This window comes from Neobacillus drentensis (assembly GCF_021560175.1).
In the GTDB taxonomy this organism is placed as follows: domain Bacteria; phylum Bacillota; class Bacilli; order Bacillales; family Cytobacillaceae; genus Neobacillus; species Neobacillus drentensis_A.
Genome location: NZ_CP091110.1, coordinates 4,634,351 through 4,658,478, shown reverse-complemented (window position 1 = coordinate 4,658,478; position 24,128 = coordinate 4,634,351). Strand labels below are relative to the sequence as shown.

Sequence of the window (24,128 nt, the reverse complement as noted above, 5' to 3'; positions counted from 1 at the left end):
AGGGGGATAATCATGTTTGGCAGATCGTATTTTTGTGGGGAAGTTCCAGAGTCAGCAGTTGGGGAGAAGGTAACGTTAAAGGGCTGGGTTCAAAAGCGCCGCGATTTAGGCGGGTTAATTTTTATTGATTTGCGCGACCGTTCTGGAATTGTTCAGGTTGTGTTTAATCCAGATTTATCAAAAGAAGCACTGCAAACAGCAGAAAAAATCCGTAACGAATATGTTTTGAATGTGGTTGGAACTGTTGTTCGTCGTGAAGAAGGAACCATCAACCAAAATATTGCAACTGGAACAATTGAGGTGCAAGCTGAAGAGGTAACAATTATCAATGAAGCGAAAACTCCGCCGTTTCAGATCTCTGATCGGACAGATGCTTCAGAAGATGTCCGCTTAAAGTATCGCTATTTAGATTTCCGCCGTCCGGTTATGTTTGAAACACTGAAGATGCGTCATCAGGTAACAAGACATATTCGAAATTACCTTGACAGTGAAGGTTTCTTAGATATTGAAACACCAATTTTAACAAAAAGCACTCCAGAGGGAGCACGTGACTATTTAGTTCCTAGCCGTGTCCATCCTGGTGAGTTCTATGCATTGCCACAATCACCACAATTGTTTAAACAATTATTGATGGTAGGCGGGGTTGAACGTTATTATCAAATTGCGCGTTGTTTCCGTGATGAGGACTTGCGTGCCGACCGTCAGCCAGAATTTACTCAAGTCGATATTGAAACTAGCTTTTGGAGCCAAGAAGACATCATGGGCATGATGGAGAACATGTTGTCTGGCTTAATGAAAGAAGTTAAAGGGGTAGAAGTCCCTGCAAGCTTTCCGCGGATGACCTATGCAGAAGCAATGAGCCGTTTTGGATCTGATAAACCAGATACACGCTTTGGCTTAGAACTTGTCGATCTTTCTGAAATTGTGAAGGATTCTGGCTTTAAAGTTTTTGCAGCAGCCGTTGCAAATGGCGGTCAGGTAAAAGCGATTAATGTTAAGGGCGCAGCTGAAAAATATTCACGTAAAGATATTGATGCGTTAACCGAATTCGTGGCTGTTTATGGCGCAAAAGGGCTTGCTTGGTTAAAGGTTGAAGCTGAAGGATTGAAAGGGCCAATTTCAAAATTCTTCTCTGAAGAGGATGCACAAGCGATTAAGGCTACGCTTGAAGCAACAGACGGAGATTTACTTCTTTTTGTAGCTGATAAGAAAAGTGTTGTCGCCGACGCACTTGGCGCCTTAAGACTTAAACTTGGTAAAGAATTAGGCCTAATTGACCCAAGTCAGTTTAACTTCCTATGGGTTACGGACTGGCCGCTCTTAGAGTATGATGAGGAGGAAGGCCGTTATTATGCTGCCCACCATCCATTTACAATGCCGTTTAGAGAAGACCTTGAACTGTTAGATACGGATCCTTCAAAAGTTCGTGCTCAAGCCTATGACATTGTCTTAAATGGTTATGAACTTGGCGGCGGCTCCCTAAGGATCTTTGAACGTGAGGTTCAAGAAAAAATGTTTAGCGTTCTAGGATTTACTCCTGAAGAGGCAAGAGAACAGTTCGGATTCCTCTTAAATGCATTTGAATTTGGGACACCGCCTCATGGTGGAATCGCGATTGGTCTTGACCGTTTGGTCATGCTTCTTGCTGGCAGTTCTAACCTAAGGGATACGATCGCATTTCCTAAAACAGCGAGTGCAAGCTGCCTGCTGACGGATGCACCGGGTGAAGTTTCCGAGGCACAATTAAAAGAATTAAATTTGTCATTAAATGTTAATAAATAACAAGAATTCGCTTTCATAATTCTTGATGACTGTTGTAAATTATGGTATGATAAAGGTAATTAAAGAAGAGTCCTGAACTGTTCGTTGTGTTACCTGAAGTTTTGACCGAACATAATTGATTCGGGAGTCCAGCGTTTTCTGCCATGCGTAAATGCCCCACCTATACGGTATAGGGACTTACAATCGCGGAAACAGGGCACCCACCTGCTAGTAGCGGGATCAAAACGAAGGATCATTAGCAACGGCACCATTGGGACTCTTCGTTCTTTTCTAAACTATCACCTTCTGCAGAAGCAGAAGGTTTTTCTTTTTGAATAATTCCTACTTGGTTACTTGTTTTTATTAGCGAGTATGATATATTCTTATGGTGAAAAAATATATTAAAGTGATTATAAATTTGGAGTGAATCTAATGCTGCATCAATTTTCTCGAAACGAGCTTGCTATTGGTAAAGAAGGATTAACAATTATGAAAAACAGCACGGTTGCTGTTTTAGGAATCGGCGGAGTTGGCTCGTTTGCGGCTGAAGCTTTAGCCCGATCCGGTGTGGGCAAATTAATTTTGATTGATAAAGATGATGTTGACATTACGAATATCAACCGTCAGCTGATTGCCCTCTTGTCAACGGTCGGCAGACCAAAGGTGGAAATCATGACCGAGCGGATTAAGGATATTAATCCAGATTGTGAAGTGATTCCGTTAAAAATATTTTATACCGAAGAAACATATGAAGAAATTTTTAGTCATAAATTGGATTTTGTTGTCGATGCTTCTGATACCATTGTTTATAAAATTCACCTCATGAAAGAATGCCTTAAACGTAATATCCCGATTATCTCCAGTATGGGTGCAGCAAATAAAATGGATCCAACGCGGTTTAAGATTGCCGATATTTCGAAAACGCACACAGATCCGATTGCAAAGGTCATTCGTACCAGACTTCGCAAAGAGCGGATTCATAAAGGTATTCCAGTTGTCTTTTCTGATGAAAGCCCAATTGTGATTCGTGAGGATATCAAAAAAGAAGTGGGAAATGAAAATGCCCCAATCCGTAAAGCACAAATGCCGCCAGCATCCAATGCCTTTGTTCCATCGGCAGCCGGTTTGATTATGGCAAGCTATGTGGTAACACAATTGTTAAAAGACATTAAAATACAGCGTGTTGCAGATGAGAAATAAACTGTTAGCCCTAAACTATTGAGGTTTAGGGTTTTTATTTTTCGATCAGACTTGAATCTAAGGAAATTTTTGCTAGATTTAGGTACACTTAAATTGGATTGTTTGTTTTGAGAGGAGATAAGAATTTGGAGACAATTGTAGAATTAAAAGATGTCACTAAGATTATTAAAGGGCGAAAAATAATAGACCAGATTAGTTTCCAAGTAAATAAAGGGGAAGTGTTTGGATTTTTAGGTCCAAATGGAGCAGGGAAAACGACAACGATTCGGATGATTGTTGGCTTAATGGGGATTACCTCCGGAGACATTCTTATTGGCGGAGCTAGTATTAAAACACAGTTTGAACAGGCTGTCGGTCATGTCGGAGCAATTGTTGAAAATCCTGAAATGTATAAATTTTTGACCGGGTTTCAGAACTTAGTTCATTTTGCCCGAATGTCAAAAGGAATCTCAATGGAAAAAATAGCCGAAACAGTAGAATTGGTGGGTTTATCTGGACGAATCCATGAAAAGGTAAAAACGTATTCGCTTGGAATGAGGCAGCGGTTAGGTTTGGCTCAGTGCCTCTTGCATGACCCGAATGTCTTAATCCTTGATGAGCCTACTAACGGGTTAGATCCAGCAGGTATAAGAGAGATTCGTGACTATGTCCGCCTGCTCGCCCGAGAAAAAAATATGGCAGTGATTGTTTCGAGTCATTTATTATCTGAAATGGAAATGATGTGTGACCGAATCGGGATTATCCAAGATGGCAGGCTGGTAGATGTACAGCTTGTCCAAGAATTTGTTCATGGGACTGAAACCGCATATGAATTGGAAGTAGTTCCCAGCGATAAGGCGTTGGATCTGTTAACGGCCAATTATCCAAAGAATAAAGCAAACCGTTCTAGAAACGGATTAACTGTTGAAATGGATAAAGAGGAAATCCCTCATTTGGTAAAGTTATTGGTGGCTGAAGAGATTTCGGTATTTGGGATAAAAGAAGTAGCGAAAACATTAGAAGATCGCTTCCTTGAAGTGACAGCGGAAAAGGTGGCGGCTGTACGTGGTTAATTTAATCAAAAACGAATTGATGAAAATTTTTAGACGGCCAGGAACCATTGTTATGATTGCGATTTTGGTTTTATCTTTAGCCCTGGTCGGCATTGTGATTAAGTCTCAACAAAATAGTATGGACATTCAGCAAGATAAAAATTGGCAGCAAATTTTAAAAGAGGAAAATGATGCCCTAAAGCAACAGATGGTGAAAAGCCGGACTGAATCGGAAAAGCAGTATTTCAAGAAAGAAATAGCGATAAATGAATATCGAATTAAACATAATATGCCGCCAAAAGAGAAATATACCGTTTGGTCGTTTGTTAAAGATTCATCACAGCTGATCTTGCTAGCAGGTGTTTTTATTATTATTATAGCTGCAGGTATTGTGGCCAGTGAGTTTAATTGGGGAACCATTAAGCTATTATTAATCCGGCCGATTAATCGGACTAAAATTTTATTGGCAAAATATGTGACAGTGCTATTATTTGCTATTCTGATGTTGGCCATTATGTTTATTTTCTCCAGCCTTTTGGGTGCAATTTTGTTTGGAATGCCAGATAAAGCCGTTCCATATTTAAATTATTATAATGGCCATGTGACCGAACAAAATATGGTTGTCCATTTACTCATTTATTATGGGCTAAGCTCCATTGATACGATCATGTTAGTAACAATGGCGTTTATGATGTCTGCTGTGTTTCGAAACAGTTCCCTTGCGATCGGACTTTCCTTATTTTTGCTATTTACCGGTGGTCAGTTTACCGCTTTGTTAGCAATGAAATTTGACTGGGCTAAATATGTTTTATTTGCCAACACAGATTTAATGCAATATTTTGAAGGAACGCCACTAGTCGAAGGCATGACGATCCCCTTCTCGATAATCATGTTAGTCATCTATTTCGCCCTATTCCAATTTCTCGCCTTCTACGTCTTCCAAAAACGAGACATAGCAGCATAAACACAAACGGTGACAGGCACCATGTGAAGAATTCACATGGTGCCTGTCACCGTTTCTACTCTTTCAACTCTTTCTACTTTTTTGATCTTGTTAATTTTTCATATACAGTAGCTAGGGCTTGTTCGAATTTTCCTGTTTTCTTAGGCTGATAGTATTTTTTGTTTTTTAGTTTGTTCGGTAAATATTGCTGCAGTACCCAGCCGTTTTCAAAGTCGTGCGGATATAAGTAGTCGATCCCTCTGCCAAGCTCTTTTGCGCCTTTGTAATGGGCATCCTTTAGATGATCTGGCACTTCGCCGACTATTCCTTTTTGAATGTCATCAAGGGCCGCAGAAATCGCCAGAACCGCTGAGTTTGATTTAGGGGATAAGCACAGTTCAATCACCGCATTTGCGAGTGGGATCCTTGCCTCGGGAAACCCAATTCTTTCAGCTGTTTCAATTGCCGCTAACGTTCGTGCCCCTGCTTGGGGATTAGCTAATCCTATATCCTCGTAAGCAATCACGATCAATCTGCGGCTGATACTAGGAAGGTCACCTGCTTCAATTAAACGGCCAAGATAGTGGAGGGCGGCATCGACATCGCTCCCGCGAATCGACTTCTGAAAGGCAGAGAGGACATCATAATGACCGTCTCCATCTTTATCGGCAACCAAACTCTTCTTTTGCAAACACTCCTCTGCCGTTTCCACATCGATTGGGATCACACCATCCTCATTCTTATCTGTTGATAGAATGGCTAGTTCTAATGCATTCAAGGAGCTGCGAACATCCCCGTTAGAACCCTGGGCAAAGTGGAGTAATGCTTCCTCGGAAATCTCTACTTTTTCTTTTCCATAACCACGTTCATCATCCTTGAGTGCCCGCAATAAGGCTTGCTTCACTTCATCAGGCGCTAAGGGCTTTAGCTCAAATATTTGACAGCGGCTCCGAATCGCCGGGTTAATCGCATGATAGGGATTGCTGGTTGTGGCTCCTATTAAGACAATCATTCCGTTCTCCAGATAGGGAAGAAGGAAATCTTGTTTGGCTTTATCCAAACGGTGGACCTCATCTAAAAGCAAAATGACTTTCCCAGACATCTTTGCCTCTGCAGCCACAATCTCCATGTCTTTTTTATTATTCGTTACGGCATTTAAGGTTCGAAAGGCATATTTTGTACTTCCAGCAATTGCGCTTGCGATCGAGGTTTTGCCAATTCCTGGCGGTCCATATAAAATCATTGATGTCAGCTGTTTTGCTTTCACCATTCTTGCGATAATTTTTCCATCCCCAACAAGATGCTCCTGCCCGACAATTTCTTCAATCGTTCGTGGACGCATGCGGAATGCTAATGGTTTTTGCTGCATAATCATCTCTCCAAAATTGAACTCATGCCTTGCTAAAAATTTTGATATAAGGTAAATAGGCTTTTAATTTATAGGTTGTAAAATAGACTTTCCTAATTTAACTTTACCATTTTCCCTTGAAAAAGCATATTAAACAAGAATATGATATAATTTTGAATGCCTATCAATTTACTAAGAATTTTTTTATATAATAGATCCATTAACGAATAGGGGTGCAAGAGATGAAGATATCAACTAAAGGTCGTTACGGTTTGACGATTATGATCGAACTAGCTAAAAAACATGGTGAAGGTCCGACCTCATTAAAGACGATAGCTCAAGCAAATGAACTATCCGAGCATTATTTAGAACAATTAATTGCTCCATTACGGAATGCAGGCTTGGTTAAAAGTATCAGAGGGGCTTATGGCGGCTATGAATTAACAAGTACGCCTTCAAAAATTACTGCAGGCGATGTGATTCGCGTCTTAGAAGGACCGATTACCCCTGTCGAAGGAATAGAGGACGAAGAACCTGCTAAGCGTGAGCTTTGGATTCGAATTCGCGATGCCATTAGAGATGTTATAGACAATACAACGCTAGAAGATTTGGCCAGCCATAGTGAAGACCAGGAGCCAGATGGTTATATGTTTTATATTTAAGGTAAAAATAAAAAGTGAGTTTGTTCTAGTGCGCTGACCACTAATTCAACGATACTTTACCGTTTTTAACTGAATGATAAATGAGAATTATTTGATTGAAGGTGTAATAATGGAACGAATCTATCTCGACCATGCCGCAACGAGTCCGATGCACCCTAAGGTGATCGACAAGATGATAACGATTATGAATGCTACATTTGGGAACCCTTCTAGCATTCATTCCTACGGGAGAGAGGCACGTCATTATATTGATTTAGCGCGGGCTGCACTTGCCCGCAGCATCGGAGCCCAGGAAACCGAGATTATTTTTACAGGCGGCGGCACTGAGGCGGATAATATGGCTTTATTTGGTGTAGCTGAAAGCTATCAAACGAGGGGCAAGCACGTGATTACAACCCAGGTTGAACATCATGCCGTTCTCCATGCCTGCAAAAGATTAGAAAAAATGGGCTTTGAAGTAACCTATCTGCCAGTGGATGAAACAGGTAGAATTTCCATGAGTGACCTGAAAGCGGCATTAAGGGAAGATACGATTCTAGTATCGGTGATGTACGGCAATAACGAAGTAGGAACGATACAGCCAATTAGTGAAATTGGCCAACTGCTTGAAGGACATCAAGCCCTATTTCATACAGATGCCGTCCAAGCATACGGAATAGTAGACATAGATGTTGACGAAAGCAAAATTGATTTATTATCTGTTTCCGCTCATAAAATTAATGGCCCTAAAGGGGTCGGCTTTCTTTATGCAAGGTCAACGGTTAAATTGGCGCCACGTCTTTTTGGCGGTGACCAAGAGCGAAAACGCCGGGCCGGGACGGAAAATGTGGCCTCAATTGTTGGCTTTCATGAAGCGGTTTTAATTGCAAGTGAAGCTCGTCCAGCCAAGCGTGAAAAGTTCGTTGAACTGAAGGAAACATTACTTGAAAAACTGCATGTTGGACAGGTTGAATTTAACATAAACGGATCGCTTGAATATTGTCTGCCACATGTATTAAACTTAAGCTTTCCGGGAACTAGTGTGGAGGCAATGTTAGTCAACCTTGATTTAGCAGGTGTTGCTGTATCAAGCGGCTCAGCATGTACGGCTGGATCGATTGAGCCATCCCATGTTCTTGTTGCCATGTTTGGTAAACAATCAGAGCGGCTGACCAATTCCATTCGCTTCAGCTTTGGCTTTACTACGACGAAGGAAGATGTTAGTAAAGCAGCTGAAGAATTAGCGAAAATTGTGAAGCGCCTGAAAAAATAGAGGAAGAAGAAGTTGTTAAAAGAGAGAGGTGAAAACATGGAAAGAAAGGATCCAAAGGATACACGTGTTGTAGTAGGGATGTCAGGTGGAGTCGATTCCTCTGTTGCAGCGCTGTTATTAAAGCAACAGGGCTATGATGTCATCGGAATTTTTATGAAAAACTGGGATGACACCGATGAAAATGGCGTTTGTACAGCCACAGAAGACTATGAGGACGTAATTCGCGTCTGCAATCAAATTGGCATACCCTATTATGCAGTTAACTTTGAAAAACAATATTGGGACAAGGTATTTACCTATTTCCTTGATGAATATAAAGCGGGCAGGACGCCAAATCCTGATGTAATGTGTAACAAAGAAATCAAATTTAAAGCCTTCCTGGAACATGCGGTGAACCTGGGTGCCGATTATCTAGCAACAGGGCACTATGCCCAGGTTGAATACCGTGATGGCGAATATAAAATGCTCCGCGGTCTTGATGAAAATAAGGACCAAACTTATTTTCTAAATCAATTATCTCAGGAGCAGTTGAGTAAAGTAATGTTCCCGATTGGTAATCTTGAAAAGCCTCGGGTTCGGGAAATTGCCAAGGAGGCAGAGCTTGCTACTGCTGCCAAAAAAGACAGTACCGGTATTTGTTTTATTGGCGAACGGAATTTTAAAGAATTCCTAGGGCAATATCTCCCTGCACAGCCTGGAAACATGGAGACGTTTGAGGGTGAAGTCAAAGGAAGACATGAGGGGCTGATGTATCATACGATCGGTCAGCGCCATGGTCTTGGGATTGGCGGATCTGGCGAGCCATGGTTTGCGATTGGCAAGGATTTAAAAAGAAATATCCTGTATGTCGGCCAAGGCTTTCATCATGAAAAACTTTATTCCGATGCCATTACAGCTGTGAATGTCAGCTGGGTTTCAAACCGTGAAAAGCCAGCTGAATTTGATTGTACAGCGAAATTCCGTTATCGTCAGGAAGACCATAAAGTCACAGTTCGCCTATTAGAAGGCGATAAGGTTCAAGTCTTGTTCCATGAACCGATCAGAGCGATTACACCTGGACAAGCCGCTGTTTTTTATCAAGGAGACGAATGCCTTGGGGGCGGAACGATTGACGAAGTTTATAAAAATGGTGAACGATTAACATATGTTGGCTAACTAAGACCCTGATTCCCTTGCTGGAGTCAGGGCTTTTCTGCTATTCGGCGGAAAAATACTGACTAAAATATGATATACTTTCATTTAGGATTGGAGTTGGAAAAATGGATAAAAACCAATTAGGTGTACAATACATGCAAGAAGGTAACTGGGAAGAGGCAGCCAAAGCGTTTAACGACGCGATCGAACAAAACCCAACAGACCCAGTTGCTTATATTAATTTTGGCAATGTTTTGTCAGCAGTAGGCGACGATGAAAAAGCAATCAAATTCTACCAAAGAGCCATCGAAATAGACGAAAACGCCGCCGCTGCTTACTATAGTATCGGAAACGTCCTTTTTAGCCACGACCTCTTCGCAGAAGCAAAGCATAGTTTTGAGCAAGCCATGAAAAAAGGACTCGACTCAAGTGACACATATTTTATGTTAGGTCTTACCCTCCTGCAGTTAGATCAAGGCAAACTGGCTCTCCCGTACCTGCAGCGAAGTGTCGAACTGAACGAAAATGATGCAGAAGCCCGGTTCCAGTATGGATTATGCCTGGCACAGAATGAACTCATCGATGAAGCCATCATCCAACTAGAAAAATGCATCGAACTAGATCCCGATCATTCCGATGCTTATTATAACTTGGGCGTCTCATATGCATTTAAAGAAGATCAGACACAAGCACTAGCTATGTTTAACAAAGCATTAGACATCCAGCCGGATCACCTGCTCGCTGGCCACGGAAAAAAATTAATTGAACAAAATTTCTAATAACTAATTAGAACGGAAAGGAGGGAGCAGAATGGAAAAACAAGACACCCTTGATTTATTCGCTGAGCAAGGAAAATTCGTAAAGGGAAGACCGATTGTAACCATTTTCCATAACGAGCAAAACCTCTATACGGTCCTAAGAATCCGTGTCGATGAAACCAATGATCAATATGATGACAAAGAAGCAGTAGTGACGGGATATTTTCCAAAAATTCATGAACAAGAAACATATGTGTTTTTTGGAGAATTTAAAGAACATCCCAAGTTTGGGGTTCAGTTTCATACCCAGCATTTTCGGAAGGATATGCCGCAGACCAAACAAGGGGTTATTGCTTACTTATCAGGTGAAATGTTTAAAGGCATCGGGAAAAAGACAGCGGAAAACATCGTTGAGACACTTGGCGAGAATGCCATCTCCAAGATTCTCAATCAGCCATCCTTACTCGATTCCATTCCAAAGCTTCCTCCTGAAAAAGCGAAAATGCTGTATGATACCTTAATGGAACATCAAGGGCTTGAACAGGTAATGGTAGCCCTGAACCAATATGGATTTGGACCGCAAATATCGATGCGCATTTATCAAGCGTATAAAGACGAAACGCTATCGGTTATTCAAAAAAACCCCTATCAGCTTGTTGAGGATATCGAGGGGATTGGATTTGGCCGGGCAGATGAACTAGGTTACCAGCTGGGAATCTCAGGAAATCACCCTGACCGGATAAAGGCAGCCTGCCTTTATACCCTCGAAAATGAAAGCATGCAAACAGGTCATGTTTATTTACATGCAGAGACTTTACTCGAGCAGGTCAAGTCACTTTTAGAAGAGAACAAACGCGATCAAATTGACTTTACGGATATCTCTGGCGAGCTGATTAAGCTTGAAGAAGAAGGAAAGATTATTGGTGAAGAAAAACGCATTTATCTGCCTTCCTTATTTTTTGCAGAAAAAGGGCTAGTTACAAATATCAACCGAATTTTGCAGCAAACGGAATATCGTGAGCAATTTCCTGAGTCTGAATTCCTTCTGGCATTAGGCGGCTTAGAGGAGCGTCTGGGTGTACAGTATGCCCCGTCCCAAAAAGAAGCTATTCAAACGGCACTCATGTCGCCCATGCTCATTTTAACGGGCGGTCCTGGTACCGGGAAAACAACGGTTATTAAAGGAATTGTTGAGCTATACGGTGAACTTCACGGCTGTTCACTCGAACCAAAGGATTATTTTAAAAAAGATGAACCGTTTCCGATTTTACTAGCAGCGCCGACAGGAAGAGCCGCAAAACGAATGACCGAATCCACAGGTCTGCCTGCCGTAACGATTCACCGCTTACTTGGCTTTAATGGGACAGAAGGGTTTGACCGTGATGAAGTCAGTCCGCTTGAGGGGAAAATATTAATTGTCGATGAGACTTCGATGCTCGATATCTGGTTAGCCAATCAATTATTTAAGGCCTTGCCAGAACATATCCAAGTCATCATGGTAGGGGACGAGGACCAGCTTCCATCCGTTGGACCTGGACAAGTCTTAAAGGACTTGCTCCAATCACAAAGGATTCCAACCGTCCGCCTGACCGATATTTACCGTCAGGCCGAGGGTTCTTCCATTATTGAACTAGCCCATGATATAAAAAAAGGCTATCTTCCAGCAAATGTAACAGCAAAGCAGTCAGACCGTTCTTTTATTCGATGTTCAACCGCACAAGTTGCCCAAGTTGTCGAAAAAGTGGCCCAGAACGCCAAGAATAAAGGCTATACCGCGAAGGATATTCAAGTGCTGGCACCGATGTACCGGGGTCCGGCCGGAATTGACCGATTAAATGTCTTATTACAGGAAATATTTAATCCTAATCCGGATGGCAAGCGCAAGGAAATAGCGTTTGGCGACGTCAAATACCGGATTGGAGATAAGGTGCTTCAACTTGTAAACCAGCCGGAAGACAATGTTTTTAACGGTGATATTGGAGAAATTATTTCCATTATCTATGCCAAAGAAAATACTGAAAAACAAGATATGATCTATATTTCATTTGAAGGAACAGAAGTGGAATATACCAGACAGGACTTAAATCAGATTACACATGCCTATTGCTGTTCGGTTCATAAGTCGCAGGGCAGTGAGTTTCCGATTGTTATTATGCCTATCACGAGAAGTTATTACAGAATGCTGCAAAGGAATCTAATCTATACGGCCATAACTAGGAGTAAACAATCGTTGATTATTTGCGGTGAGGAAGAGGCCTTCAGGCTGGGGGTCGAACGGGCAGATGAGCTTCAAAGACAAACGACACTCTGCCAAAAGCTTCAGGAATCGATTACAATTGGCGCTCAACTAGAAGAAGATCCTTCTAGTGAATTATCCTATGAGGAGCAGTTAATGCAAGTCCATCCTATGGTTGGAATGGAAAACGTTACACCTTATGATTTTTTAACAAATGACGGAAACTAAGAAATGTTCGGGGGTGGAAACTCTTTGCGGACATTCTCTTTATTAAAAGGGCAGCCTGTTTTTGAAACAAAAAGTGGAACAAAAATAGGTGAGATTACGGACCTTTGTATATCCGGCACTGGAAAAGTGAATGGTCTATTGGTCAAAAAAGGAATACTCTTCAAGCAACTCTATTTCCTTGAGATCGAAAAAGTGGCCTCCTTTGGCTGGGATGGGGTAATGGTCCAGGATGGCAGTTACTTAGAGAAACTAAAAGTGAGTCCTGAATATACCTTAAACCATCAACATTCTTTAGATGGGATGATGATGCTCTCTAAGAGCGGTGAGTCACTTGGATTGTTAACGGATGTATATTTTCAGGAAGAATTGGGCACAATCGTAGGGTATGAAATTACGGATGGCTTCTTTTCGGAGATTACGGAAGGTAAACAAGTCATTCAATCCGGGAAGCCCGTTGCGATCGGAAAGGATGCCATTATCGTAGATGTTAAAAATACGTGAGGTGTCTTTTCATGTTCAAGTGTCCCAATTGCCAAAGCAAAGATATTGGCAAAATAGGTATTAACCAATATTATTGCTGGAATTGTTTTATCGAACTCTCCGTTAACAAAGGGATTATCAATACCCATCAGGTTGAAGAAGACGGGTCACTAAGTTCCTTGGATGATTTGTTTGAAGAAGAAGAACGTCGTTATACGATTTAAACCGGGGTTCCCTCGGGATGTTTAGTCTGGCCAATCTGTCGAAGAGGTGAGACGATGAATAAAATGATGACGACAATGCTTGTTTTTGGTGCAGGGATGGCAGCTTACAATATTGCCCAAAGAAATAATATGATGTCAGCCCGCAATATGAAAAGGATTCAGAAAAAGGTAAAGCGGGCGATATTTTAGATGGATCATCCTCCTCAAGGATATTGAGGGGGATTTTTAGCATAAACGCTGTATATTTCCAACGTCAGTCTCCAAAACTAATTGAAGGAGGGCCTTGACGTGGATATTCGTGTGAAATGGTATTATCGAATTGGGTTTTTGCTCCTTTTATTAATAGCAATTTTTGTTTTCCTTAAGATTAGTTCATTATGGATGCCGATTATTAAAATAATTGGAACGATTATTTTTCCTTTCATTATTTCGGGGTTTATTACCTATTTGCTGCACCCAATTGTGGAGAAATTGCATGAAAAAGGACTACACCGTGGTCTTGCGATTATCCTCATTTATATTATCTTTTTTGGCGGAATTGGCTTTTCTTTATATAAAGGGATACCAGTTGTTATTGATCAAATCAAAGATTTATCAGAAAGTGCTCCCGCTTTTGCTGAGCAGTATCGGGAGTGGATTACACTCCTGCAAAAGCATACAAGAGAATGGCCTGATGGTCTTCAGGCACGGGTGGATGAAGGAATTGATGCATTTGAAAATAAACTTGATTCCTTATTAACGATTATCGTTAACATCCTTGTCAATCTGTTAAATTCCGCCTTACTAATGATGATCATTCCGTTTATTACCTTTTATATGCTAAAGGATTATCCGTTATTAAAAAGGACAGTCTGGTACCTAACACCGAAGAAATGGCGAAAGAAAGGAACGTTATTTCTAAAGGATGCCGATCAATCACTCGGCGGTTATATTCGCGGTCAGCTGCTGGTTTGTATGATCATCGGAAGTATTTCTTCGCTATTATTTTGGATTTTTGATTTGAATTATCCGCTGCTTTTAGGTCTGATTGTAGGGGCCACAAATGTGATTCCTTATTTTGGTCCTCTCATTGGGGCCATACCGGCCGTGTTTATTGCGGCTACTGTTTCAATGAAATTAGTCATTATTACAATTTTGATTGTCTTTGGCTTGCAGTTTATCGAAGGGAACATTTTATCTCCCTATATTGTCGGAAAGAGTCTCCATATGCATCCATTATTGATTATGGCCGCTTTAACAACTGGCGGTGAAATTGGCGGAGTTTTAGGATTGATCCTTGCTGTGCCCATTCTAGCTGTCCTGAAAGTGGGCATAGTTCATGCAAAAAACCATCTTATGAACGAATCAAATTGACAAACGTTTTGATGGTGGCTATAATTCGTCATATAGAATATTTGTTTAAAAATGTAGAAGGATTGAGTATGTTGTAGTCCATCTGTAACGCTTTTTTGCGTAAAAGAGAGGAGCTTCCCAGGCTGAAAGAGGCTCTAGATGAAGGATAACAGAAAGCTAATCTGGAGTGCAGCTAATCCCTGCCGTCCTTGCCGCGTTAAGGCGAATTTTGAGAGATGGATACATATGTTTGTATTCATAATCAGGGTGGTACCGCGAGATCAGCTCTCGTCCCTGTTTTGGGATGAGGGCTTTTTTGTATGCTTTTTTATATTAAAGGAGGTCTGTAATTTTATGAAGAAATTAACAGGAGCACAAATTCGTTCCATGTTTCTACAGTTTTTTAGTGAGGAAAAAGGTCACAATATTGAACCAAGTGCCTCACTTGTCCCGCACGATGACCCATCATTATTGTGGATCAACAGTGGAGTGGCAACCTTAAAGAAATACTTTGATGGTCGTGTGGTTCCAGAAAATCCTAGGATTACAAATGCACAAAAATCGATTCGTACAAACGATATTGAGAATGTCGGAAAAACTGCCCGCCACCATACTTTTTTTGAAATGCTTGGAAATTTCTCAATCGGAGAATATTTCAAGGACGAAGCAATCGTTTGGGCATGGGAGTTTTTAACCTCTGAAAAATGGATGGGGTTTGATCCTGAACTGCTAAGTGTTACGGTTCATCCTGAGGATCATGAAGCCTATGAAATTTGGCATAAAACGATTGGCATCCCAGAGGAACGCATTATCCGCTTGGAAGGGAACTTCTGGGACATCGGGGAAGGACCAAGCGGACCTAACACAGAAATTTTTTATGACCGCGGTCCTGAGTATGGAGACGACCCTAGTGATCCTGAATTATATCCTGGCGGCGAAAATGAGCGGTACCTAGAGGTTTGGAATCTTGTCTTTTCTCAATTTAACCATAACCCTGATGGAACCTATACACCGCTTCCAAAGAAAAATATTGATACCGGGATGGGACTAGAGCGGATGGCCTCCGTTGTACAAAATGTGGCAACCAACTTTGATACTGATTTGTTTATCCCAATTATCCGGGCAGCAGAAGAAATCTCTGGTGTCAGCTATGGCGTAGACAAAGAACAAGACGTTGCATTTAAAGTCATTGCTGACCATATCCGGACCGTTGCCTTTGCAGTTGGGGATGGAGCCCTTCCTTCAAACGAAGGCCGCGGTTATGTGCTGCGCCGTTTACTGCGCCGGGCAGTACGCTATGCAAAGCAAATCAATATTAACCGTCCGTTTATGTTTGAACTTGTTCCGGTTGTAGGCGAAATTATGCAGGACTACTATCCAGAGGTAAAGGATAAAACCGAATTTATTCAAAAAGTAATTAAAAACGAGGAAGAGCGTTTCCATGAAACCCTTCATGAAGGCTTGACCATTCTAGCTAGTGTCATCAGCAAGGAAAAAGAAAAAGGCAGTGATACAATCTCTGGCGCAGATATTTTCCGTCTCTATGATACTTACGGTTTCCCTGTTGAATTGACAGAAGAATATGCAGAAGAAGAAGGCATGAAGGTTGACCATGAAGGCTTCGAGATAGAAATGGAGCAGCAGCGTGAGCGTGCCCGCGCCGCCCGTCAAGATGTTGATTCCATGCAGGTTCAAGGCGGTGTCCTCCGGGATGTAACGCTTGAAAGTAAATTTATTGGTTATGATCAATTAAAAACCGATTCAATCGTGGCCGCCATTATTAAAGACGGTAACCTTGTTGATCAGGCTGGAAAAGGTGAAGAAGTTCAGGTAATCCTTGATATCACTCCTTTTTATGCAGAAAGTGGAGGTCAAATTGCGGACCGAGGCTTACTAAAGGGTGATGGTGTGACAGTTGCGGTGAAGGATGTTCAAAAAGCACCAAATGGTCAAAACCTTCACAAGGTTATGGTAGAAAGCGGACAACTCAAAACCAATCAACAGGTAACGGCTGAAGTTGATGCGGAAAATCGAGTCAAAATTATTAAAAACCATACAGCCACACATCTTCTGCATCGTGCTCTAAAAGATGTGCTTGGGGAACATGTTAACCAGGCAGGCTCCCTTGTTGAACCTGATCGTCTCCGGTTTGACTTTTCGCACTTTGGTCAAATTACACCAGAAGAATTGGAACATGTTGAACGAATTGTTAATGAAAAAATTTGGCGCAATATCGCCGTAGATATTAGCTTAAAGCCAATTGCGGAAGCAAAGGCACTTGGAGCAATGGCCTTGTTTGGTGAGAAATATGGGGACATTGTCCGCGTTGTTAGAGTGGGCGATTACAGCTTAGAGCTTTGCGGGGGATGCCACGTACCGAATACCTCTGTTATTGGTTTGTTTAAGATTGTATCAGAGGGCGGAATTGGTGCAGGAACTAGAAGGATTGAGGCGGTAACCGGTGAAGCAGCTTATCAATCATTAAATGATCAAGTTGGTTTATTAAAGGATGCAGCCGAAAAGTTAAAAACCAATCCTAAAGATATGGGCAGCCGAATTGAAGGGTTACTGGCTGAAATTAAGCAGCTTCAGCGTGAGAATGAATCACTTGCTGCAAAGCTTGGAAATATCGAAGCAGGCAACCTTGTTTCAAATGCAAAGCAAGTTGAAGGTGTAACAGTTTTATCGGCAAAAGTTCAAGCTGCCGAAATGAATAACTTGAGAAATATGGCCGATGACTTGAAACAAAAGCTGGGATCTGCGGTTATTATTCTTGGCAGTGTCCATGAAGGCAAAGTGAATTTAATCGCGGCAGTGACAAAAGACCTAATTGAAAAAGGTTTCCATGCTGGTAAATTGGTTAAAGAAGTTGCCACACGCTGCGGCGGCGGCGGCGGCGGACGTCCGGATATGGCGCAAGCTGGCGGCAAGGATCCAGAAAAATTGGATGCAGCACTCCAATTCGTTGATGAATGGGTGAAATCCATTTGATAATGGGACAAAGTAGTGTAGAATGTAGGTACTACACTAGAGAAGCTGCCTAGACCGTGCAGCTAAACAATATAATTCTCGTCAAATTATAAGCGAGGTGCATGAAATGAGCTCATTTGATAAAACGATGCGGTTTAATTTTCCGGAAGAACCGTTTGAACATGATGTTAACGATGTTCTTTTTCAAGTCTATGAAGCCCTGCAGGAAAAAGGATATAATCCAATCAACCAAATAGTTGGCTATTTACTATCTGGAGACCCTGCCTATATTCCACGTCATCGTGATGCACGTAACATTATTCGTAAGCTAGAACGAGATGAAATTATTGAGGAATTGGTAAAATCCTACCTAAAACAACAACGAGAGGGTTAATGAATGCGTGTATTAGGATTAGATGTAGGCTCAAAGACCGTCGGGATTGCCGTAAGTGATGAATTAGGCTGGACGGCGCAGGGCTTAAAGACCCTTAAAATAAACGAAGAAAAACAAGAGTTTGGTTTCGAGGAAATTGGGCAATTAATAAAGGAGTATCAAGTCGATACGGTCGTCATCGGTTTACCTAAAAATATGAATGGGACGATTGGACCGCGCGGTGAAGCTAGTCAGCAATATGCTGCTGAAATTGAGAGCAGATATGCTGTTCCCACCGTTTTGTGGGACGAGCGGTTAACGACAATGGCTGCTGAACGTGTCTTGCTTGAGGCGGATGTCAGCCGTAAAAAGAGAAAAAAGGTCATTGATAAAATGGCAGCCGTAATGATTCTGCAAGGTTTTCTTGATAGCAAAAATTAATGAGGTGGAAAAATGGCACACGAACATAATCACGAAGAAGATCGTTACATCACACTTGTCGATGAAAATGGCGATGAACAATTATTTGAAATACTTTTCACATTTGATTCAGATGAGTTTGAAAAGTCCTATGTTTTCTTTTACCCAGTGGGCGCAAATGAAGATGAGGAAGAGGAAATCGATATCCTTACTTATGCCTATATACCTACTGAAGACGGCGGTTTTGGTGAGTTAATGGAAATTGAAACGGACGAAGAATGGGATATGGTGGAAGAAGTATTTAATACCTTTAACGAGGAACAAGAAGAATAGGTTTCATGACCGGCTATTGATTTAGCCGGTTTTTTTATGTGTTTTGGATAGCTTTTACTTCTAGAATTGTCCAGCTTCAGCGCCCTTGCGGCTAGTGTCCTTCGAACTCCGCCCTACGATAAGTCAACATCGAATCGCTTACGCTCTTCGTGTTTCCTTTATCTCAGTTGGAGTTCTCCAGGCCATACGCCGCTGAACAGGGCGCTTACGCTTTTCTTTTGACATATTCATTGTTAAATTGACATTTTTCTTACTATATGCTCAAATTATTATGGATATCTATTTTACGATAATATAGATAGATAGGATCATGTCACATTGGCCTTGGGAAGGGGGAACAGGATGACAACAAATGAAAAAGGCAATAAAAAGAATGTCATTCGACAAAAAATGATAGAACAACACTATGAAGCAAAACTTGTCCGTAAGATTGTTTTAATGATCTCTATTTGCCTGCTATTATTGATCATTTTAATTGGCGGTGGGGGTTACCTCTACATACAGTCTGCCCTAAAACCTGTTGATGCAAAAAGTAAGACGCATAAAACAGTCGATATTCCAATCGGATCTTCTGTAACGGGAATTGGTGAAAGATTAGAGAAAAATGGAATTATTAAAAATGCAAAGGTTTTTAAATACTATGTAAAGCTTAAAAACGAAGGCGGCTTTATGGCAGGCAAATACCAACTAAGTCCTTCCATGGATGTACCTGAAATTGTCAGCCGCTTGAAAACGGGTAAGGTCCTAGCTGGAGCAACATTTAAGATTACCATTCCAGAAGGGAAGCAGCTGAAGGAAATTGCCGGGATTATGGCAAAAGCCACTCATCAAAATGAAGCGGATGTGTTTAATAAACTAAATGATAAACAATTTATTAAATCTCTTATGAGTAAATATCCTGATATCTTAACAGATGAAATCTTGCATTCTACCGTAAAGTATCCACTCGAGGGGTATTTATACCCGGCAACCTATCCATTTTACAAGCCAAACCCAACAGTTGAAGAAATGGTCATGGCAATGCTTGATAAAACAAGAATCGTGTTAACTGATTACACGGAAAAGAGTAAAGAAAAAAAGCTATCCATTCATCAGTTGTTAACGATGGCCTCTCTAGTTGAAGAGGAAGCTACCGGTAAGGCTGACAGGAAAACGATCGCTAGTGTTTTTTACAATCGACTGAAACAAGGAATGCCGCTTCAAACGGATCCAACCGTTTTATATGCACAAGGAAAACACAAAGAAAAAGTTTATTATAAGGATTTAGAAGTGAATTCCCCTTATAACACTTATAAAAATACCGGACTGCCGCCGGGGCCGATTGCCAACTCCGGCAGGGACTCAATTGAAGCGGCACTTGAGCCGAATCAAACTGATTATTACTATTTCCTAGCGACAGCTGATGGTTCCGTTATTTTTACGAAAACATTAGCTGAGCATAATCAAAAAAAAGCTGAGTATATTTCCAATAAAAAATAAGCAGAACCTTGGGGGAAAGATTAGCATTCCCCCTTTTTTTATGGTAAAATAATTCAGGTGTTTTAATAAGTATTCTATAGCGTAACCCACAGTAACAGGAAAAATGGCGGTATTATTGCCCCTAAAAAGCACTCAAGCCATTCAGCTTGCAGGGCTCCGAAGCTGTGAACGCTATTTTTTCATGTCTAAAGAGTTCTTTTTTAGCGAATAATAAAAGTATTTGAATTTATGAACGGTCCGGATTTTAGCGTGTCTCGCGCTGCCGGCTTTCTTATGAGGATAGAGGTGACGGCAGCTTGTTAAATAATGAGAAGCTGCAGGCTTATATAGACGGTTTATTTGCTGACAGGAATGACTTGTTTAGCGAAATGGAAAATTATGCAAGTGAACACGATGTTCCAATTATGGAATTGGCCGGAATTGAAACGATGTTGCAATTGTTAAGAATCCACCGGTCAAAGCGAATCCTTGAGGTTGGAACGGCAATTGGTTATTCAGCTTTAAGAATGGCCGCAGCCCTTCCTGAAGCTGAAATTGTTACGATTGAACGGGATATCGAGAGAATTCAAACAGCAAAAGAATTTATCGAGCGGTCCGGTAAGGCTGAACAAATTATCTTAATTGAGGGAGATGCCCTTGAGGTAGAAGAAGATGTCCGTAGACATGGCCCTTTTGATGCTATTTTTATTGATGCGGCAAAAGGCCAGTATAAAAAGTTCTTTGAGCTTTATGCAAAATATCTGACAGCTGAAGGGATGGTTGTGACAGATAATGTCTTGTTTAAAGGACTTGTTGCAGAAGAGGAGATTGAATCAAAAAGAACACGCAATCTTGTAAAAAAAATAGCTGAATTTAATCAGTGGTTAATGAGCCACTCTGAGTATGATTCTGTTATTTTGCCAGTTGGTGACGGAATCGCTATAAGTAAAAAGAAGAGGTGAGTGTGATGAAAAAACCGGAATTACTTGTCACTCCATTAACCGTGGATGATATTTTGCCATTGGCCGAAGCGGGTGCCGATGCATTTGTGGTGGGTGAACAGCGCTATGGTCTTCGACTTGCCGGTGAATTCAACCGTGAAAATGTCCGCAAAGCCATTGAAGTGGCGCATAGTAAAGGTAAAAAAGTCTATGTGGCCATGAATGCTATTTTTCATAATGAAAAAATTGATGAGCTTGGCGACTATATCCAATTTGCTAAAGATGCCAATGCCGATGCGATTATTTTCGGTGACCCAGCCGTTTTAATGACGGCAAAAGAAACAGCTCCTGAGATGAAGCTGCATTGGAATACAGAAACAACCGGGACGAACTGGTTTACATGTAATTATTGGGGTTCGAAGGGGGCAAAACGTTCGGTTCTAGCCCGTGAGATTAACATGGATGCCATTGTTGAGATAAAAGAGAAGGCGGAAGTGGAAATTGAAGTTCAGGTTCATGGTATGAGCTGCATGTTCCAATCTAAACGTTCCTTACTGGGAAACTATTATGAATATCAGGGCAAGGTTATGGAAGTGGAAAACCGAAAAATGGAAGAAAATATGTTTTTGCATGATAAAGAACGCGGTAATAAATATCCAATTTTTGAAGACGAAAATGGAACCCATATTATGAGCCCAAATGATATCTGTATCATTGATGAACTTCAAGAAATGATTGAGGCCGGTGTCGATTCCTTTAAAATTGATGGGATCTTAAAAAGCTCGGAATATATTCTTGCCGTTACAAAAGCCTACCGCGCGGCAATTGATTTATGCGTTGACGACCCGGATGCATATGATGACAAAAAGGACGACCTGTTAGAGGCGATCGAAGAAATTCAGCCAGCAAACCGTTCCTTAGATACAGGCTTCTATTTCAAAGAAACCGTATATTAAATGAAAACCAGAAGTGCCTTAACCAGGCAATGCAGTTAAATATAAAGAAATAATTAATTGGGAGGGGTTCAATCGTGAATACCGTTACAGACAAAATTTCTGAAATAATCGATGGAAAACGTGTCATTGTAAAGAAGCCGGAACTCCTTGCTCCAGCAGGCAATCTTGAAAAATTAAAAATTGCTGTTCATTATGGTGCCGACGCTGTTTTTATCGGCGGCCAGGAATATGGACTTCGTTCGAATGCTGATAACTTTACCTTCGAAGATATGAAAGAAGGGGTAGAGTTTGCCAAGAAATACGGTGCTAAAATTTATGTGACAACGAACATTTTTGCTCACAATGAAAATATAGAAGGCTTAGAAGAATATATTCTTGGCCTAAAGGAAACCGGAATCGCCGGAATTATCGTTGCTGATCCGCTAATTATTGAAACATGCCGCCGGCTGGCTCCTGAAATTGAAATTCATATTAGTACCCAGCAATCGCTTTCTAACTGGAAGGCTGCTCAGTTTTGGAAAGAAGCAGGAGCAGAGCGAGTTGTGTTAGCTCGTGAGGTTGGAGCAGATGAAATTAGAGAGATGAAGGAAAAGGTTGATGTTGAAATTGAGACCTTTATCCATGGGGCGATGTGTATTGCCTATTCCGGCCGTTGTACTTTAAGTAATCACATGACAGCAAGGGACTCAAACCGAGGCGGCTGCTGTCAATCGTGCCGCTGGGATTATGATTTGTATAAGCTCGAGGGCGCGGATCAGGAGACTGCCCTGTTTGGCGAAGCGGACGCTCCATTTGCGATGAGCCCAAAAGACCTTAACCTAATTAAGGCCATTCCGAACATGATTGAGCTTGGAATCGATAGTTTAAAAATTGAAGGCCGCATGAAATCAATTCATTATATTGCTACGGTTGTTAGTGTTTATCGTAAAGTCATTGATGCCTATTGTGCCGATCCTGAGAATTTTGTGATTAAAAAAGAATGGCTGGAAGAGCTTGACAAGTGTGCAAACCGAGAAACAGCTCCAGCCTTTTTTGAAGGAATTCCTGGGTATAAAGAGCAAATGTTTGGTAATCATAGCAAGAAGACAAACTTTGAATTTGTAGGACTTGTGTTGGATTATAACGAGGAAACACAAATTGTAACCTTGCAGCAGCGGAATCATTTTAAACCAGGGGATGAAGTGGAATTCTTTGGTCCTGAAATTGAAAACTTTACACATGTAGTTGATAAAATTTGGGATGAAAAAGGGAATGAATTGGACGCAGCTAGACACCCACTTCAGATTGTACAATTTAAATTGGACAAACCGGTATACCCTAACAACATGATGCGAAAGGAGAACGCATAATGCGCAAACCGGTTGTTATTGGTGTAACGGGCGGCTCCGGCTCCGGAAAAACCAGTGTAACAAATGCGATCTATGAAAGTTTGAAAGATCTCTCTATCTTAGTTCTGGAACAGGATTATTATTATAAAGATCAGCAAAATGTTCCATTTGAGCAACGATTAAAAACAAATTATGATCATCCGCTTGCCTTTGATAATGACCTGCTGATTAATCATATTGAGAAGCTTTTACGTTATGAAGCAATCGATAAACCTGTTTACGATTATTCGATTCATACACGCTCTGATAAGGTAATACCTGTTGAACCTAAAGAAGTGATTATCCTTGAAGGGATTTTAGTGCTTGAGGATGAGCGGCTTCGCAATTTAATGGATATAAAGTTGTACGTTGATACAGATGCCGATTTAAGAATTATCCGCCGGTTAGAGCGGGATATTCGAGAACGCGGCCGCACGTTTGATTCCGTCATTGATCAATATTTAAATGTTGTCCGGCCGATGCATAATCAATTTATTGAACCAACTAAACGCTATGCAGATATCATTATCCCTGAGGGCGGTCAAAATCATGTGGCAATTGATTTAATGGTCACTAAAATTCAAACAATTCTTGAACAAAAGTCATTTTTATGACACAATAGCAACAGAATAGACGAAAATAAATAGTATAGTGCGCGCCCTTTTTTGAAAGGACGCGCTACTATGTATTTACCGTATGGTACAATACCTACATAAAATTA

At 41.2% G+C, this 24,128-nt stretch carries 23 protein-coding genes and 1 other RNA gene; 23 read left to right on the top strand and 1 reads right to left on the bottom strand.

The genetic code is table 11. The annotated features are described in order from the left end of the window. Nucleotides 1-12 precede the first annotated feature (12 nt). The 5 genes from aspS (at nucleotide 13) to L1999_RS22240 (ending at nucleotide 4,956) form a co-directional block, all read left to right on the top strand. Nucleotides 13-1,782, top strand: coding sequence for an aspartate--tRNA ligase (aspS, locus tag L1999_RS22260; RefSeq protein ID WP_235740553.1), 1,770 nt, complete (start codon nucleotides 13-15; stop codon nucleotides 1,780-1,782). 66 nt (nucleotides 1,783-1,848) lie between these two features. Continuing rightward, nucleotides 1,849-2,043: non-coding RNA, 6S RNA (gene ssrS, locus L1999_RS22255), on the top strand. Between the two features lie 150 nt (nucleotides 2,044-2,193). Then, on the top strand, nucleotides 2,194-2,961 hold the full coding sequence (locus L1999_RS22250) for a tRNA threonylcarbamoyladenosine dehydratase (RefSeq protein WP_235740552.1): 768 nt from the start codon (nucleotides 2,194-2,196) through the stop codon (nucleotides 2,959-2,961). A 125-nt stretch (nucleotides 2,962-3,086) separates the two neighbouring features. Continuing rightward, nucleotides 3,087-4,013 (top strand): ABC transporter ATP-binding protein, encoded by a 927-nt coding sequence (locus tag L1999_RS22245; protein ID WP_235740551.1) that lies wholly within the window; start codon nucleotides 3,087-3,089, stop codon nucleotides 4,011-4,013. After that, the gene (locus tag L1999_RS22240; RefSeq protein ID WP_235740550.1) at nucleotides 4,006-4,956 is read left to right on the top strand and encodes an ABC transporter permease; all 951 of its coding nucleotides are present in this window, start codon (nucleotides 4,006-4,008) and stop codon (nucleotides 4,954-4,956) included. The genes L1999_RS22245 and L1999_RS22240 overlap by 8 nt, the downstream gene beginning before the upstream one ends. 73 nt (nucleotides 4,957-5,029) lie before the next feature. On the opposite strand, the gene L1999_RS22235 is transcribed toward L1999_RS22240, so the two are convergent. Further along, nucleotides 5,030-6,304, bottom strand: coding sequence for a replication-associated recombination protein A (locus L1999_RS22235; protein WP_235740549.1), 1,275 nt, complete (start codon nucleotides 6,302-6,304; stop codon nucleotides 5,030-5,032). Between the two features lie 221 nt (nucleotides 6,305-6,525). Here L1999_RS22235 and cymR point away from each other — a divergent pair, with 221 nt between their 5' ends. The 18 genes from cymR to udk all read left to right on the top strand — a co-directional run bounded on the left by cymR (nucleotide 6,526) and on the right by udk (nucleotide 24,021). After that, a complete protein-coding gene (gene cymR, locus L1999_RS22230; protein ID WP_235740548.1) occupies nucleotides 6,526-6,945 on the top strand; it encodes a cysteine metabolism transcriptional regulator CymR in 420 nt (139 codons plus the stop codon). Between the two features lie 109 nt (nucleotides 6,946-7,054). After that, on the top strand, nucleotides 7,055-8,197 hold the full coding sequence (locus L1999_RS22225; RefSeq protein WP_235740547.1) for a cysteine desulfurase family protein: 1,143 nt from the start codon (nucleotides 7,055-7,057) through the stop codon (nucleotides 8,195-8,197). Nucleotides 8,198-8,233: 36 nt separating this feature from the next. Further along, nucleotides 8,234-9,352: a tRNA 2-thiouridine(34) synthase MnmA gene (gene mnmA / locus L1999_RS22220; protein ID WP_235740546.1), complete on the top strand. Its 1,119-nt coding sequence runs from the start codon at nucleotides 8,234-8,236 to the stop codon at nucleotides 9,350-9,352. Nucleotides 9,353-9,456: 104 nt separating this feature from the next. Continuing rightward, complete coding sequence (locus L1999_RS22215; RefSeq protein ID WP_235740545.1) at nucleotides 9,457-10,110, top strand: tetratricopeptide repeat protein; 654 nt, start codon at nucleotides 9,457-9,459, stop codon at nucleotides 10,108-10,110. Between the two features lie 31 nt (nucleotides 10,111-10,141). Continuing rightward, a complete protein-coding gene (recD2, locus tag L1999_RS22210; protein ID WP_235740544.1) occupies nucleotides 10,142-12,553 on the top strand; it encodes an SF1B family DNA helicase RecD2 in 2,412 nt (803 codons plus the stop codon). Between the two features lie 24 nt (nucleotides 12,554-12,577). Beyond that, nucleotides 12,578-13,054 (top strand): PRC-barrel domain-containing protein, encoded by a 477-nt coding sequence (locus tag L1999_RS22205; protein WP_235740543.1) that lies wholly within the window; start codon nucleotides 12,578-12,580, stop codon nucleotides 13,052-13,054. A gap of 11 nt (nucleotides 13,055-13,065) precedes the next feature. Further along, nucleotides 13,066-13,257: a hypothetical protein gene (locus tag L1999_RS22200; protein ID WP_098529891.1), complete on the top strand. Its 192-nt coding sequence runs from the start codon at nucleotides 13,066-13,068 to the stop codon at nucleotides 13,255-13,257. Nucleotides 13,258-13,311: 54 nt separating this feature from the next. Then, a complete protein-coding gene (locus L1999_RS22195) occupies nucleotides 13,312-13,446 on the top strand; it encodes a YrzQ family protein (protein ID WP_215043833.1) in 135 nt (44 codons plus the stop codon). 99 nt (nucleotides 13,447-13,545) lie between these two features. After that, complete coding sequence (locus L1999_RS22190; RefSeq protein WP_235740542.1) at nucleotides 13,546-14,610, top strand: AI-2E family transporter; 1,065 nt, start codon at nucleotides 13,546-13,548, stop codon at nucleotides 14,608-14,610. 333 nt (nucleotides 14,611-14,943) lie between these two features. Beyond that, nucleotides 14,944-17,580, top strand: a complete 2,637-nt coding sequence (alaS, locus tag L1999_RS22185) for an alanine--tRNA ligase (RefSeq protein WP_235740541.1) — start codon at nucleotides 14,944-14,946, stop codon at nucleotides 17,578-17,580. Nucleotides 17,581-17,686: 106 nt separating this feature from the next. Next, nucleotides 17,687-17,953 (top strand): IreB family regulatory phosphoprotein, encoded by a 267-nt coding sequence (locus L1999_RS22180; protein ID WP_101579205.1) that lies wholly within the window; start codon nucleotides 17,687-17,689, stop codon nucleotides 17,951-17,953. Between the two features lie 3 nt (nucleotides 17,954-17,956). Beyond that, nucleotides 17,957-18,373 carry a Holliday junction resolvase RuvX gene (ruvX, locus tag L1999_RS22175; protein ID WP_235740540.1) on the top strand — a complete coding sequence of 139 codons (417 nt, stop codon included), beginning with the start codon at nucleotides 17,957-17,959 and terminating at the stop codon, nucleotides 18,371-18,373. A gap of 12 nt (nucleotides 18,374-18,385) precedes the next feature. Continuing rightward, nucleotides 18,386-18,685: a DUF1292 domain-containing protein gene (locus tag L1999_RS22170; protein WP_215043825.1), complete on the top strand. Its 300-nt coding sequence runs from the start codon at nucleotides 18,386-18,388 to the stop codon at nucleotides 18,683-18,685. Nucleotides 18,686-19,027: 342 nt separating this feature from the next. Beyond that, nucleotides 19,028-20,164, top strand: a complete 1,137-nt coding sequence (mltG, locus tag L1999_RS22165) for an endolytic transglycosylase MltG (RefSeq protein ID WP_235740539.1) — start codon at nucleotides 19,028-19,030, stop codon at nucleotides 20,162-20,164. A gap of 296 nt (nucleotides 20,165-20,460) precedes the next feature. Beyond that, on the top strand, nucleotides 20,461-21,105 hold the full coding sequence (locus L1999_RS22160) for an O-methyltransferase (protein WP_235740538.1): 645 nt from the start codon (nucleotides 20,461-20,463) through the stop codon (nucleotides 21,103-21,105). A gap of 5 nt (nucleotides 21,106-21,110) precedes the next feature. After that, complete coding sequence (locus L1999_RS22155) at nucleotides 21,111-22,040, top strand: peptidase U32 family protein (protein ID WP_235740537.1); 930 nt, start codon at nucleotides 21,111-21,113, stop codon at nucleotides 22,038-22,040. A gap of 74 nt (nucleotides 22,041-22,114) precedes the next feature. Further along, a complete protein-coding gene (locus tag L1999_RS22150) occupies nucleotides 22,115-23,389 on the top strand; it encodes a peptidase U32 family protein (protein WP_235740536.1) in 1,275 nt (424 codons plus the stop codon). Beyond that, nucleotides 23,386-24,021 carry a uridine kinase gene (gene udk, locus L1999_RS22145; protein ID WP_235744430.1) on the top strand — a complete coding sequence of 212 codons (636 nt, stop codon included), beginning with the start codon at nucleotides 23,386-23,388 and terminating at the stop codon, nucleotides 24,019-24,021. The genes L1999_RS22150 and udk overlap by 4 nt, the downstream gene beginning before the upstream one ends. Nucleotides 24,022-24,128 lie beyond the last annotated feature (107 nt).